This window comes from Petrotoga mobilis SJ95 (assembly GCF_000018605.1).
Taxonomy (GTDB): Bacteria; Thermotogota; Thermotogae; order Petrotogales; family Petrotogaceae; genus Petrotoga; species Petrotoga mobilis.
This window is the reverse complement of the sequence record NC_010003.1, coordinates 1517945-1532221: the sequence shown is the minus strand read 5'-3', so window position 1 is coordinate 1532221 and position 14277 is coordinate 1517945. Positions and strand designations below refer to the sequence as shown.

The 14277-nt window shown below is 33.3% G+C and carries 17 protein-coding genes; 5 read left to right on the top strand and 12 right to left on the bottom strand.

Features of this window, described 5'->3' with window-relative positions:
• Positions 1 to 3 precede the first annotated feature (3 nt).
• Entirely contained in the window at positions 4 to 246 is a 243-nt protein-coding gene (locus tag PMOB_RS07320) for a glutaredoxin family protein (protein ID WP_012209229.1), read from the bottom strand.
• A 286-nt stretch (positions 247 to 532) separates the two neighbouring features.
• Here PMOB_RS07320 and PMOB_RS07315 point away from each other — a divergent pair, with 286 nt between their 5' ends.
• Positions 533 to 1393: an alpha/beta fold hydrolase gene (locus PMOB_RS07315; RefSeq protein WP_155811087.1), complete on the top strand. Its 861-nt coding sequence runs from the start codon at positions 533 to 535 to the stop codon at positions 1391 to 1393.
• Here PMOB_RS07315 and PMOB_RS07310 read toward each other — a convergent pair.
• Entirely contained in the window at positions 1382 to 1912 is a 531-nt protein-coding gene (locus tag PMOB_RS07310) for a hypothetical protein (protein WP_012209227.1), read from the bottom strand. The genes PMOB_RS07315 and PMOB_RS07310 overlap by 12 nt on opposite strands.
• Between PMOB_RS07310 and PMOB_RS07305 the strand changes: the two genes are divergently transcribed.
• The gene (locus tag PMOB_RS07305; RefSeq protein ID WP_081429278.1) at positions 1899 to 2345 is read left to right on the top strand and encodes a GIY-YIG nuclease family protein; all 447 of its coding nucleotides are present in this window, start codon (positions 1899 to 1901) and stop codon (positions 2343 to 2345) included. The genes PMOB_RS07310 and PMOB_RS07305 overlap by 14 nt on opposite strands.
• Here PMOB_RS07305 and PMOB_RS07300 read toward each other — a convergent pair.
• From PMOB_RS07300 to mreB, 5 genes are all read right to left on the bottom strand, one after another.
• Positions 2335 to 3576 (bottom strand): hypothetical protein, encoded by a 1242-nt coding sequence (locus PMOB_RS07300; RefSeq protein WP_012209225.1) that lies wholly within the window; start codon positions 3574 to 3576, stop codon positions 2335 to 2337. The two genes, PMOB_RS07305 and PMOB_RS07300, sit on opposite strands and share 11 nt — an antisense overlap.
• A 152-nt stretch (positions 3577 to 3728) precedes the next feature.
• Entirely contained in the window at positions 3729 to 5438 is a 1710-nt protein-coding gene (locus PMOB_RS07295) for a penicillin-binding transpeptidase domain-containing protein (RefSeq protein WP_012209224.1), read from the bottom strand.
• Complete coding sequence (locus tag PMOB_RS07290; protein WP_041534115.1) at positions 5419 to 5832, bottom strand: hypothetical protein; 414 nt, start codon at positions 5830 to 5832, stop codon at positions 5419 to 5421. The genes PMOB_RS07295 and PMOB_RS07290 overlap by 20 nt, the downstream gene beginning before the upstream one ends.
• A 19-nt stretch (positions 5833 to 5851) precedes the next feature.
• Positions 5852 to 6529, bottom strand: a complete 678-nt coding sequence (locus PMOB_RS07285; RefSeq protein WP_012209223.1) for a hypothetical protein — start codon at positions 6527 to 6529, stop codon at positions 5852 to 5854.
• Position 6530: 1 nt separating this feature from the next.
• A complete protein-coding gene (gene mreB, locus PMOB_RS07280; protein WP_012209222.1) occupies positions 6531 to 7550 on the bottom strand; it encodes a rod shape-determining protein in 1020 nt (339 codons plus the stop codon).
• Between the two features lie 199 nt (positions 7551 to 7749).
• On the opposite strand from mreB, the gene PMOB_RS07275 reads away from it, so the two are divergent.
• From PMOB_RS07275 to speE, 3 genes are read left to right on the top strand one after another with little or no spacing between them, the layout of a single operon-like run.
• Entirely contained in the window at positions 7750 to 8286 is a 537-nt protein-coding gene (locus PMOB_RS07275) for a helix-turn-helix domain-containing protein (protein WP_012209221.1), read from the top strand.
• Positions 8287 to 8300: 14 nt separating this feature from the next.
• The gene (gene speD / locus PMOB_RS07270) at positions 8301 to 8699 is read left to right on the top strand and encodes an adenosylmethionine decarboxylase (RefSeq protein ID WP_012209220.1); all 399 of its coding nucleotides are present in this window, start codon (positions 8301 to 8303) and stop codon (positions 8697 to 8699) included.
• Positions 8699 to 9565, top strand: a complete 867-nt coding sequence (speE, locus tag PMOB_RS07265) for a polyamine aminopropyltransferase (RefSeq protein WP_012209219.1) — start codon at positions 8699 to 8701, stop codon at positions 9563 to 9565. The genes speD and speE overlap by 1 nt, the downstream gene beginning before the upstream one ends.
• A 47-nt stretch (positions 9566 to 9612) precedes the next feature.
• Here the strand turns inward: speE and PMOB_RS07260 are convergent, their stop codons facing one another.
• From PMOB_RS07260 to PMOB_RS07240, 5 genes are read right to left on the bottom strand one after another with little or no spacing between them, the layout of a single operon-like run.
• Positions 9613 to 10629, bottom strand: coding sequence for an SPL family radical SAM protein (locus PMOB_RS07260; protein WP_012209218.1), 1017 nt, complete (start codon positions 10627 to 10629; stop codon positions 9613 to 9615).
• Positions 10598 to 11434, bottom strand: a complete 837-nt coding sequence (locus PMOB_RS07255) for a 5'-methylthioadenosine/S-adenosylhomocysteine nucleosidase family protein (protein WP_012209217.1) — start codon at positions 11432 to 11434, stop codon at positions 10598 to 10600. Before PMOB_RS07255 ends, PMOB_RS07260 begins: the two co-directional genes overlap by 32 nt.
• Positions 11435 to 11443: 9 nt before the next feature.
• The gene (dnaX, locus tag PMOB_RS07250) at positions 11444 to 12847 is read right to left on the bottom strand and encodes a DNA polymerase III subunit gamma/tau (protein WP_012209216.1); all 1404 of its coding nucleotides are present in this window, start codon (positions 12845 to 12847) and stop codon (positions 11444 to 11446) included.
• On the bottom strand, positions 12844 to 13461 hold the full coding sequence (locus PMOB_RS07245; protein WP_012209215.1) for an IMPACT family protein: 618 nt from the start codon (positions 13459 to 13461) through the stop codon (positions 12844 to 12846). The genes dnaX and PMOB_RS07245 overlap by 4 nt, the downstream gene beginning before the upstream one ends.
• Positions 13451 to 14257, bottom strand: coding sequence for an SAM hydrolase/SAM-dependent halogenase family protein (locus PMOB_RS07240; protein WP_012209214.1), 807 nt, complete (start codon positions 14255 to 14257; stop codon positions 13451 to 13453). Before PMOB_RS07240 ends, PMOB_RS07245 begins: the two co-directional genes overlap by 11 nt.
• Positions 14258 to 14277: the final 20 nt, after the last annotated feature.

Here is a 14277-nt window from a genome sequence, read left to right as displayed (position 1 = left end):
TTTTTAGTTTATCCCCAGCATACTATCGATTTTGTTTTTATCAAAACCTATTATATACTGACTCCCTATTTGAATTACTGGAGTCCCCATTTGATGAGTCCTTCGAACTAGTTCTTCTGCTGCTTTTGGATCTCTTGAAACATCTACTTCACTAAATTTTATTCCTAGCTCTCTAAAATACGATTTGGCTTTTCTGCACCAAGGACAGTTTGGAGTTGTATAAACCTTTACTTTTACATGTTGCATGTTATCTTTCAACCTCCTATACCCTATATAGGTATTTTTTATTATAATAACAGAATTTTATAATGTTTATTTTAAGAAAAAGTAAATATAACTTTGTAAAATAGAGATGCATAAATGTCAATTACATGTATAAAATACGAGGTGATAAACAACGGACTACATATTTGAATATCCTAAACTTCCGATAAATTACAAAGTAAGAGAAGAAAACGATTATTCTGTTTACACTTTCCACACTGTGTACACTGATCCCATTTACAAAGAAAACGAAACTCAGGTAATTCATATGTTTAAACCTGAACAAAAAGTTAAAGGAGACATAATCTTTCTACATGGTATTGGACCCAACAACGTTCCATATCTTGAATGGTACGGGAGGTATTTCAAAAAATTTGGCTACAGAACGAGTGTTGTGATCCTTCCTTACCATCTGAGTAGAAAACCAAACGATGTAGAAGATGGTGACCCTTATTATTCACCTGAACCAAATGAGTGCACAGTACTTTTTCATAATTCTGTAAAAGATGTTCGAAGAGCAATCGATTTACTTGAAACCTTCGATGATTTTTCGGAAAATCATTTGTACTTAATGGGGGTATCTTTTGGAGGAATCATTGGTACTATGAGTTTAGCTCTCGATAAGAGGATTAAAAAAGGTATCTTGATGATCACTGGTGGGAATTGGAGATGGATAAACTTTTACTCACCATATACGGAAAAAGTTAGGGAAAGATACGCAAAAGAAAAAAATTCATTTGGTTGCGATTCCGAAGAGTTTTGTAAAAAATTTAGAAGTGATGCGGCTAACTTTGTAAAAAATAATATCAATTCTATAGATGATATATTCCAAAAAACACCTATCACTTGTTATCATTACGACTCTTTGAGTTATGCTAAGTTCGTTAATCAACCTGTTCTTTTTATAAAAGCTCTTTTCGATAAGATCATGCCACATAAAGCCACAAATGAACTTCAAAACTTATTACCAAATAAAAAGGTGAAAAGTTTATTGGCAGGACATAAATCAAGTTATATATTCAAAAGAATCGTGGGGCGTTGGGTAATTAATTTTATAGAAAAAGACCAGCCCCAAGAGATTTGGGAGAGAAGTAACAAAAGAGAAGAAGTTTTAGGATCAAACCGTTAGATCCAAAGTTAATCCTAAAATAAACTCCAAATCTAAAGAAGAGCTGTTACTTTTATAAATTTCTAAGGATTGAAGGGTGCTGAGTAACTTTTTAATTTTTTCTGGATCCGTTTCTGTTCTTAATTCATTCGTTATCTTTTGAATTTCCTTTTCGATTTTTTGCTTTATATCTTTTGTTTCCTTGGTGTTTTTCTCTGTATTTTGCAATTCATAAACGGGATCTTGTGGAGAACTTTTATCTGTTTCTTTTCTATACAGAATAACAGCTTTAGATTTTCCTCCAACGGCAGCTAAAAATCCTCCCCTTCTTTTAAGATTAAGGTCGATGTCTGTATATATAACAATTCCACCTTTTTTCAGAGCCTGAGATTTAAATTGGTTTATATTCCCCAACTCATGGGCTGCCACCCTAAGTATACTCAAAGAAGCAGGGGAACTGTTAGCCAATCCAAGCTCGCCCGGGTCTAACTTGTAGCCCAAGTATGGGTTAAAATGCTCTGGCTTGATGGAGTCAATCATAAAAATCACCTTTCTCTTGGGAGGGATAAAGACGAATAAAGGATCTTACATTTTACTGATTGATATAAAAAAAGACTTTACAGTAAACTTACATCACAAAGAGATAAAGATCAACAAAGGATTGTACGCCTACATAGGTTCTGCTATGAAAAACCTTTACCAAAGAGTTGGTAGACATATGACTTTCAAGGAGAAGGCATATCAAAAACACTGGCATATAGACGGCATTTTAGAAAACAATGAAAACAAAATAATATTTGTCGCGATGCTCCCTTCAGATAAACGCCTTGAAGAAGATATCTCAAAGGAATTCGCCGAGAGATTTCAATTTATTAAAGGGTTTGGTGCCAGTGACTTAACTGTAAAATCAAATCTTTACCTCGTAGATAATATCGACTATTTTTTTGAAATTATTAAGAGTTTTATTCTTTAAGTACAGTTTTAATTGTCATCCTTATTTTTACCTCATCTATTATATCGAAGACAATATCAATTTTACCTTTTTCTGAGTTGTTTTTTAAATTTTGATAATTTCCTTCTACGTGCATTTCTTCTATTTCGATATTGGGTTCAAACATACTCAAGTTAACGATTTGTCGATCATCGCTGAAATTCTTAACTGTTATCAAAAAGTCTACTATTCGGGAGTTTGCCGATTTAACTTCAACATCCGACAATTTTTCTATCTTATATTGTACATTCCAACTCTCACCTAAGTTTATCTTGAGCGAGTCACCTACAGGTGTGTCTTCTATGTATGCTAACTTTATTGGAAAACTTTCATTATCGAATTCTTCGTGTATCCAGACTTCTCCAGAAGGTAACTCTATCCCTAAACCATTGTATTTTGCATTTTCTATGTGTCTTATTATCTGGGTTTTTGTATAATTTGGTATATTGGAGTACAAAGAAAAATTAATCACGTTTCTGTCTTCGTAGGACAATATATCGTTTTGGGATATCCTAACATTCATTAAAGTATTTTGAAAATTAATTTTTCCCAAATTCATTGTATAAGTTTGACTTAGAATTGCTTCTTGTGCAACCATTCCAAAATCATCTTCATTTACTATACGTGTGCTACTCAATAACTTTGTACTCTCTATGTAATCACGAGAAGACAAGTTAAGATATTCGTTGACTAAGTATAGGTTGTTTTGCCCAACAGGAACGCCGTTGAATTGAACGTTTTTGTTGAAAGTTCCATCACTTTTCATTTCATAGATAACTTCCCACGAACCTTCTCCTCTTAAAGCAATTACAGCACTTTTAGGGTTTTTCAATAGAATTTGAGTAGTGGGTTGGATCTTATCTTTATTCTTTTCATCGGTAACGCACCAATGATTTAATTGAGGGTTATAAAATAGAATTTCATTTGTTCCAACAATCTTGTAAACATCTTCATCTATGGCTTCAATAGATTTTTGAGTGTAATCTTCCAAAGAAGCTATCTTAAAAGGAAAATGTTGATACACCTTTTTGAGTTCCCAAGAATCCACTCCACTGATCCAAAGCACATCAAAACCCTCGGGAACAAAGAATGAGGTTTCGTTAGAAACTGTATAGAACAGTTGAACATCTTTAAAGATAAAGGTATAATTTTCAGACAAAACCGTCATACTTAAAAAAACGATGAGCATAAAAAATACATACATTTTCTTCATGAAATTCATCTCCTTTTGATTTATTAAAAGGACCTGCGGTTCTAGCCCAGTAAGGGGAGAGCTCCCCCCCTGTGACCCTTTTTTAAAAACAGAATTTTCTTTATAAAACTATCTAATATCTATAGCGCCCTTCCCCCGCTCCCCACCCTTTTTTATTGAATATGATATTTTTCAAGTAGATCATCGAGTATCTCTCTAGCAATAGGTGCTGCACCGGTGGACCCCATCCCTCCATTTTCTATTACAACCACAATCGAGTACTGTGGATCATTTGCTGGTAAAAATCCGGCGAACCACGAGTGAGCAGGTTTTCCACCTCCTACTTCTGCGGTACCTGTCTTTCCGGCTACCGTTATTGGGAAATCCATAAACGACTGATAAGCAGTACCTTCTTCACCAGGTGGCCCACTGAATGAAGTCACTTCTATCATACCTTGGTAAACATATTTCAGGTATTCTTCGTTCATTTCATATGAATCTCTAAGTAAAGGTTCATTTTTATTTATTATATTTCCAAAAACATCTTCTTCTCTTTCAAATAAGCTAAACTGATAATATTCACCTTTTGTAGCAAGGATGTTATATATTCTTAGAATTTGAAGTGGCGTCATTGTGATGTATCCTTGACCTATATACGTTAATAATGTTTCTCCTGGATACCATATAGTATCAAATTTCTCATACTTCCATTCAGGGTCTGGAAAAATCCCATTTTTTTCATTTGGTATTTCTATACCTGTTTTAGAAGTAATATCAAATCTATCTGCAACACTTTTTAAATAATCTATTCCCAAATTTTCCCCAAGCCAATAGTAATAAGAGTTAACCGATGCTCTCAAGGATTTTACCAAATCGGTTTCACCATGTCCTAAAGTATACCAATCGTAATAAGATGCGATAACGTTACCTTGAGAGTTCTTTAAATCGTATCTTCCGGTTGAATTTATGGTTGCTTGTGGAGATATACCCCCCTCAAGTGCAGCATATGCAACAAACGGTTTTATAATAGATCCAGGCGGATACAATGCGGATGCAGCTCTATTTAACAATGGCAAATTATTGTCATTCAAAATTCTTTGAAACTCTAAATTACTCATTCCTTGGGCAAACAAATTAGGATCTACCGAAGGATGACTAACAAAGACTAAAATTTCTCCCGTTTTTGGTTCGGAGATTATCACCGAACCATTGTAGTTGTTTTCTTTTAAATAATTGTACGCTTTAATTTGTAAATCTAAATCTAATGTCAAATAAATATTGTTTCCATTAATAGAATGGGCATTAATTATTATAGGAGAAACTGATTCGTTTGTTGCAATATTGACCATTTTGTACCCTGTCTGCCCCTGTAATTCTTCATCAAACACTAATTCCAATCCTGACCTTGGAGTACCTTCATTGTCGACATAGCCTAAGACGTGGTACAAAGATTCGTGGGCATATTTTCTTATATATCTTTCTTCAACTTGTAGATTTCTGTCAATACTGGCTATCTTTTGAGCTGTTACCGAATTTATTTCTAAATTCACTCTTTTTTGAAAATTTAATTTATCTATTATAGCATACGGATTATCCACTACATCTTTTAGAACTTGATACAATTCGGCCTCTGTTTCTTCACTGAGCGTTCCTCCTAAATTCGTTAAATTATATATCCTTTGGTTCCATGCTAACAAATTTCCATTTCTATCGTATATATTTCCTCTTTTAGGAGAATCTTTTACAATTCTTGTTGATAACTCTTGAACTTCCATTGAATATTTATCCCAGTTTAAAATCTGTAATTGAAATGATCTCGCAAAAAGTAAAGCAATACCCAAAAAAAATAAAGAAAACAGTATTTTAGCTCTTTTTTCTTTCATTGAAAACCAGCCTCATGTTCATAAAATATAATACAAAGACGATAATCATATCCCATAAAAAAGGATAAAGAGAAGAAGTAATGACACTCATATAAAGCGACAAAACACCCACGTATATCAATGCTTTAATTAAAGTCATTTCCAACTGATGTAAGAAAAAGTTGATGAGAAGAAAGATAACAAAAAAAATTATTGCAAGAAATCCCAATTCAAACCTAGAATTGAAATAGAAAATAGTATATATCAATACGAAGAAAAGAAGTCTAGTATCATCTTCTTTAAAGTCTGCCACATATAAAGCAATTATAGGGAAAACAAAAAAAAGTATTTCTCCAAGCCATCTATCAAACGAAGCGGTAATGAGGGCTAATAAAAAATAAATTAGATACATCATATATTCTCACTTCTTTACTTTAGTAAGGGAAAAAGTAAACTAAAAAACCATCAATCGTCACAGGGTTGAAAAGATAAAGATCTCCATATTTAGAAACAATTTCACCTGATAAAAATATACCTTCTTTTTCTCCGCTTTTTACATAATTAGGAAGATCTATATTCAGGTGTTCGTCCATTATTACATTATAATTATCAGGTATTTCAACCAATAAATTACCTTTATCTTCTCTTATCAACACATCTACGAAACCTATTTTTCCAAAAAAATCTTGGTTTCCCCAACCCAATTTTCTAACCACTACTCTATCTGAAAATGTATTTTCAACAAAGCCTAAAAGATTCCCATCAGTAGAAACGGCTAAATAACCTTTGTCTAAATTTCCTTCATTACTCGTCAAAACGTTAAAAGAGCGCTCTGTTTCACTCAAAATTATACCTCGAGGGATCGTTAAATCTACATTTTCGATCTCTTTACTTTCTATTATATAGATAGGCTGTTTTTTGAGTTCATCCAAGATACTAGAAATTTTTTCAGCACTTGCATTTCTTTCTGAAACCTTGAAATGAAGCGTTGAAAAAAGCATATCAACCGGGTATGTTAGAGGTTTTAAAATACCTCCCAAGCTTTCAAAAGTATTAAATAAAATCGAAATAAAGATCAAAATTACTAAAAATAAAATCCCAAAATATCTCATATTAAGCTTTTTGAGATATACTTTTTATAAGATTTATCTTATCAATAACCATCCCTGCCCCTCTTGCCACACAAGTTATTGGATCATCCGCTATTACAACTCTTATCAAAGTTTCCCTTTCTAATAGCTCTTTTATGCCCTTTATCAAAGCCCCTCCACCAGCCAAAAATATACCTCTATTTACTATATCATACAAAAGTTCAGGTGGGGTTTCTTCGATAGCCAATTTAATATTTTCAACTATCTTGTTAACCGGTATCCGCATCGCATTTCTTATCTCTGAGCCTGTGATCGTAACACTCTTTGGAAGGCCGCTTAGAACATCTAAGCCTATCACTTCCATGCTTAAATCATTGTACTGAGGACTATCAAAAACATTTCCAATTTCAATTTTTATCCTCTCAGCAGTTTTTTCTCCTATTACCATATTGTATTTTGATTTTATGTGATTGATAATTTCCTGGTCGATTAAATCTCCCGCTACCCTTATAGATTTGGATAATACAATATTTCCAAGTGAAATTACAGCTATTTCTGTGGTACCTCCACCTATGTCTACGATCATATTTCCCGAGGGTTCTTCTACATCCAATCCAGCTCCAATAGCAGTTGCCATGGCTTCTTCAATCAAAAAAGCCTTACTGGATCCGGCATCCAAGGCTGCTTCTCTCAAAGCATTCCTTTCCACCTGGGTTGCATCTGTAGGTATTCCAACAACTACCATTGGTTTAAAAAAGCTAAAACCATTCAATGCAGTGTTTATAAAATACTTAAGCATCGTCATAGCCACATTGTAATCTGCTATTACCCCCTCTTTAAGAGGCCTGATGGCGATTATATTAGCAGGCGTTTTCCCAATCATTTTTTTAGCTTCTTTTCCTACTTTTAGCAATTCTGAAGTATCTTTGTTGATAGCTATAACAGAGGGTTCGTTTAAAATTATCCCTTTACCTTTCATATAAACTAACGTGTTTGCTGTTCCTAAATCTATACCTAGATAAGGCCTCAAATACGATCGCATTGCTTAAAAGTCCTCCTTAAAAGTATATTATGCTCCCCACCCCACTAGTTATTAGTATAACACAAACAACTCAAAATTGATGTTGTAGAAACATAAATGTAAATTGTTGTAATTGACAAATATAAAATAAAAATTTATAATATTAACCGACTTGTTTAATTAACTGTGCATTTTTGATAGTTTATTGGAGGAACCTTGAATGCAAATAGGTGAAAAGATAAAAAGCCTTAGAATAATGAGAAACATGACCCAAGAGGAGCTCGCGACGAGATCTGATTTAACTAGAGGCTTTATTTCCCAAGTTGAACGGGATTTAGCTTCTCCTACCGTTGAAAATTTGGAAATGATTCTAAGAGCCTTAGGAACTGATCTGAAAGACTTTTTTTCAAATCTTGAAAACAAGGAAAAGATCGTTTTCACAAAAGAAGATCGAATACCTATATATGATTCACCAACAGGTGTTAAAGAAGAGCTCCTTTTAACGACGTCAGAACCAAAAAATATAGAACCTTCTTTGGTAGTTTTGGAACCAGGTTGTTCAACGGATATTGAGAAACCTCATGAAGGTGTGGAATTGGGATATGTGATCGAAGGAGAGATAGAGTTATACCTAAACAAAGAAGTTTATTTGGTACGCAAAGAGGAAACTTTTTTTTATTCAGCAAATAAGAAGCATTTCATAAAAAATAAAAGTAGTACAAATTCAGCAACTCTAATATGGATAGAAATATTTTAAAGGAGGATTGAGAGATGGCTAAATCCCTAGGAAGGCATTTGATAGCCGAATTATACGACTGTGATGAAGAGATACTAAACGATGTTGAACAAATAGAATACTTAATGAAAAAGGCAGCCATTGAATCAGGGGCAACAATAGTTACTTCAACATTTCATAGATTCTTACCTCATGGGGTAAGTGGAGCAATAATTGTTTCTGAATCTCATTTGGCAATTCATACTTGGCCTGAATACAATTATGCTTCTTTAGATATATATACTTGTGGAGATTCTGTAGATCCATGGAAAGCTTTCTATTATCTAAAAGATGCTTTAAATTCAAAAAGACAGGAAAGTCAAGAATTCAAACGAGGAGTCTTTTCTTCTATAGGAATTCCTGAAAATTCCGCTCATAAAATAGAGGTGAGTTGATGGCTGAAAATAATTTTAACTTTCCACATACTATTTTTACCGAGTACGATAAAGTACATAATGTAGGAGTTTTCACAGAAGTAACTAATCACATTTATACCGAACAAACTGAATATCAAAGAATAGATATATATGAAACTCCAACATTTGGAAAGTTATTTTCATTAGATGGGTTCATCATGACGAGAGATTCAGATGAATTTGTTTATCATGAAATGATCTCACACGTTCCTTTGTTCATACATCCTGATCCCAAAAAGGTTTTGGTAATCGGTGGAGGCGATGGAGGAACTGTCAGAGAAGTATTGAAACATGATTCTGTAGAGAAAGTGATCCTTTGCGAATTGGATAAAAAGGTTGTAGAAACTGCTTTAACGTATTTACCCAACATTTCTTATGAGTTAAAAAATCCAAAAGTAGAAATAGTCTATGAGGATGGAAGTAAATTTGTTTCTCAATTTAAAGATGAGTTCGACGCTATATTGATTGATTCCACTGATCCCACAGAAGGTGAAGGTGGACTACTTTTCACCGAAGAGTTTTATCATAAATGTTTTGAAGCCTTGAAGGAAAACGGAGTTTTCTCTGCACAAACAGAGGAGCCTTTTTTAAGAAAAGAATGGATGATAAGGGCGTATAAAAGAATCAGCAATACCTTCAATGTAGCTCGATTGTACATGGGTTATGTACCTCAATATATGCCGGGTACATGGACATGGACATTTGCTTCAAAAAATTTGGATCCAATAAAAGATTTTGATCCTGAAAAGGTTAGGGAGTTTAATAAAGAACTTAAATATTACGATGAAGAAGTTCACGTTGCATCTTTTTCTCTACCTGTTTTTGTAAAAAAATTAATCAATTGATTCATTAAATAATGGCGGACATTGGTCCGTCTTTTTTTCTAAAACAATCAAACTATGTATATGTTTCTTTTATCATATATTTTTTCCAACTCTGAAGAGACGAATTCAATCATTTTACTTTTTAATTCCTCAGGGTAAGTGGATACACCATTTGCGGTTTGATAAGGGAAAAATGCAATCGGGGATTTAAAAAACTTTTTAAATCTTTTTAAGTAGTCAGACGGCATTCTGAATACTCCCAGTGTAATCGCATTAATCTTCTTTAAGTTAATGTTCTGTGATATCTGGTTAATGAACGCCTTATATTTCTCTCCCCAATCTTCTCCTATATAAAGTATAGGATCCAACGCTAAATTGACTTTCCAACCTTTTTGTAGTAACTGAGATATAGCCATTAGCCTTCTTTCTAAAGAGGGGGTGTTTTTTTCATATTTTGCTATTACTTCTTGGGGGGATATACTCCATGTAATGATCAAATTTTCTAATGGAGAGTAGTTCAAAAATTTTTTATAATTGGTTGTTTTAGTCCTAATTTCTATAGTTATCAAAGGGTTTGCCTTAGCAAACTCTATCCATTCTTTTAAAAATGGGTAGATCCCTTCAAAAAGAAGGATATCTGAATCATACGATATGCTTAGATAAAGCTTCCCTTCTTCACTTAACAATCTGCTTAATTCATGAAAGTAATCTGAGAGATTAACAAAGAATAAAATGTGGGAAGAGAAGTTCATACCTTTCAAATAACAGTAATCGCAATCGAACAGACAATTAACTATGAAATTTGTGTAGTAGAAATTTTGTTGTTCAAAGTCATGGCACAAAGGAGACCCTTTATAGATAAAATCACCCTTGTTAACTGCTAGAATCAAAGACAGTGAGAGTTTTTGTAGAAAAGGGTTTTGGTTCTTTCTAGAGAATATTTCATTGTAGTTATCTATATATACTATCTTACTTTTGCTCAGCTTGCTAGTAATTTCATTTGTTAGGGAGTAATTTAAAGCTTCTTTTTCAATGTAGATGTGTGAGAAGGTTTCACTTGTATAGTTTTGATTTGAGATCTTCAAAAGTCGCATCCCTTTCTTTTTGGCTTTTTGGAATGTAGTTAAAATATTCTTCTAAGAATAAAGGGCTTACTTTCTTATTAGATTTGAAATAGGCATATGCATTTTCAAGTTGTTTGGTCTGTGAGAACGTTAGCTTCAAACCTTTAGATACCTTCTCTATGATTTCTTCGTCTTGTTGTTGAAGAATAGGGTGAAATAACTTTAGTAGAGAACTCACCAATTTTGTGAAAGAAAAAATTTCTTCTAATTTATCGTTAATCAACTCATCTATATTCTTTTTAGTCAATCTTTCTAATGGTTGATTTTTACTTACTTTATCGGAGACTATTTTTACTACATATATCTGATGAACAGATAAAAATTTTGAAGCAATCTCAAAAAAAGCCGATGATTCCATATCGACTAGGTCTTCTTCAAATTCATAATTGCTGTTGAGAATATCTATACTTTGAATGGAACCTTCTTTTAGGTTGTGTTCGACTAAGATATCCGTATAGTACTTCCTTTTTCTTTCATAATCTACTACTTTATTAACTAAAATTAGATCTCCAACTTCAAATTTGTTATTTAAGCTACCACATATTCCTATGTTTATTGCATAATCATTATGGGGATAACCTTTTAAGGTATCTTTCAATAGATAAGATGTAGCTCCGGCTACGTTGATTTTTCCTACGCCTGATACTACAAGGTTGACTTCGTCATCGTGATAACTCTCAAAAGGTCTATCTGTTGTTTTTTTTAAATTTAAATATTTTATTATCGCTCGTGCTTCAACACCCATTGCAGAGATTATATTAAGCATGTAATTCCCTCAGAACAGTTTCTTTTCTCTCAAATTGGCTTTTTCTTTTTGTTGGGTCAGACTTTCCACCTCGCCACCTTCGAGAGAAAAAGTGATTTCGTATGATCCATCGATCAGCAAAAATATATTCACCTTTAATTCATCTACATACTTTTTTAGGATTTCATATTCTAACTTTTGGTTTGAGGAGAATTTGAAATGTATTTTATTGTTTTCAATTTCCGGATTCGAAAATAGCATAGCGAAGTATATAGCCATGTTGGACTTCTTCTCGTGTGGATCGCTGAAGTAATCAAGAATCTTCTTCATAATTGGGTGTTGAGTTTCTTTGGGAACGGATTCTGTGGCTACTTGTTTTCTTTTTGGAGTTGTTTCTTTATCATAAGATATAGTTGAGGACGTAGTTGAATTTTTATGCATGAAATCTAAGATCTCCACATCGAAAATCAACCTTTTATTTTCACTGTATTTTAAATCTTTAAGTATATCGTTGAATGTCCCCATTAAGTGAATTAAGTTACTTCTTTTCTCGTTAATTAGTGAATCAAAAATATATTCTATGGATTGCTCCAAAAGAATTTCTGGATCTTTCCCTAAATTGAAAAGATCTTCAGATTGCGCCAAAAATTCATCGATTTTTGAATTGTAGACATTTTCTATGAATTGAACAATAAAATTTTCATCGAACAAACCTAGTATATCGAGGGTGTCTTGGTGAGTGATCTTCTTCTCTCCAAATTTTTCTACTTGTTCCAACATCGATATGGCATCTCTCATCCCACCTTTTGCCCTTTTAGCAATGATTTCTAGGGCGTCTAACTCATATTCTATTCCTTCAGAGCTTGCTATATTTTTCAATCCTTCTACTATTTCATTCTGACCTAAATTTTTGAAGTTTATAATTTGAGCCCTAGAAATGATGGTATCAGGGACTTTTTCCAAATTTGTGGTTGCTAAAATAAAAATAACATGTGAAGGTGGTTCTTCTAACGTTTTTAATAGCGCGTTGAATGCTTCTCTTGTCAACATATGAAATTCATCGATTATATATACTTTGTATTTCCCATAGACTGGCCTGTAATTGGAGGAGTCCCTGATGTTTCTAATTTCGTCTATTCCTCTATTCGAAGCCGCATCCATTTCAATTACATCCAAAAAACTGTTATTGTTTATAGAAACACAGTTCTCGCATTTGTTGCAAGGATTGTACCCTTGAGGATCCTTACAATTTAATACCTTGGCAAGTATTCTGGCGGTAGTGGTTTTCCCGGTGCCCCGCGGACCCGAAAAAATATAAGCATGAGAAACTTCTTGCTTGTTCAAAGCGTTTTTAAAGTATTTTACTACATGAGGTTGTCCTAAAATTTCATCAAAATCTTTTGGTCTGTATTTTCTATATAAATTATTGTTCACAAAGTTCCCTCCGAATTGCCGACAAGATTTAATTTGTACACCTTGTTTTTTATTAGTGATAACACATCTTCTTTGTTATCCTCTAATACCTCAAATATGAAATAAACTTCGTCTGAAAAGTTTTGCTTTATTATTTTGAAGTTATTCTGTTTTTGCATGAGGTTTTGTATGAAGGAAAAATTACTGTAGTCACATTTTGCCTCGTAAATAAATACCTTTTCATAGGTAACCACTTTAGAAGCTTTAACAACATCTTCAGCTGTTTTAGAATAGGCATCTATTAAACCTCGAATCCCTAATTTCACTCCTCCAAAATACCTCGTAACAACAATGGTCACGTTCAAGAGACCAAATTTTTCAATTACACCGTATATAGGTTTGCCAGCGGTGCCTGATGGTTCATTGTTATCGGAATAATTAGCGATTTCTCTTCCTCCCTCATGCACCTTATAAGCCCAACAGTTATGCGTGGCGTTATTGTACATTTGGGAAATCTGTTTTATAAATTTTTGTGCTTCATCAACCGAATTGGTCTTTGCGATATTACCAATGAATTTTGACCTTTCTACAGTGTATGTAATTTCGATCGGATCTTTTATTGATTTATAATTCAAGATATATCTTTATCTTCCCTTCAAAATCATCGGTTAGGTTAAATTTATTAGCCGCACTGGATTGATTGGCAGAAATCTCATAGAATCCTGAGCTGTCAACATGTAACAATAATTCGCCCTTTTTAACTTCAGAGTAGTTCTTCACGACCCTAACAACTTCTTTTGTACCGTTTATTTCAACTGTTACCTTTTTGCTTAAATCTAAATGTTCTATATGGTTGGAAGATAAGTTAGTTTCGATATTTCCAAAATCATCTGAATATAAATAATCACATATTATTTTGTTATCTTCAATAATAGGTCTTTGCACATCTAAATTTGCTAATTTTTCAGTTTTGGGTCCAAAATGATCGATATTGATACCTTTAGAAATGTATGCAGCCACTGGTGCAAATATATCACGCCCATGAAATGTTGATGAATAATCGGTTTTATAGAAAAATCTCTTGTCGGATAGCTCAACAGATTTTTCAACTCCGAACTCTTGCATCACAAAAGTAAATAAACCATTATCTGGTCCAACAAAATAATAGTTGTACTTTGACGTTTTCAATGCGATCGGTTTCCTTGGGCTACCTACGGTTGGATCAACAACACACAAAAAGACGGTCCCTTCTTCAAAATCTTGACAGGCTCTAAAAATTATAGCTGCATACTTCTTTATATTAAAATGTCCAGCACTGTGGGTGATATCAATTATATCAGCATTTTGATTTATTCTTTTTATAACAGATTTACAAACAGAGACATAATATGAAGATAGCCCCCAATCCGTTAAAAAGGCTATATGATTCACCGAATTAGACCTCCCTTATT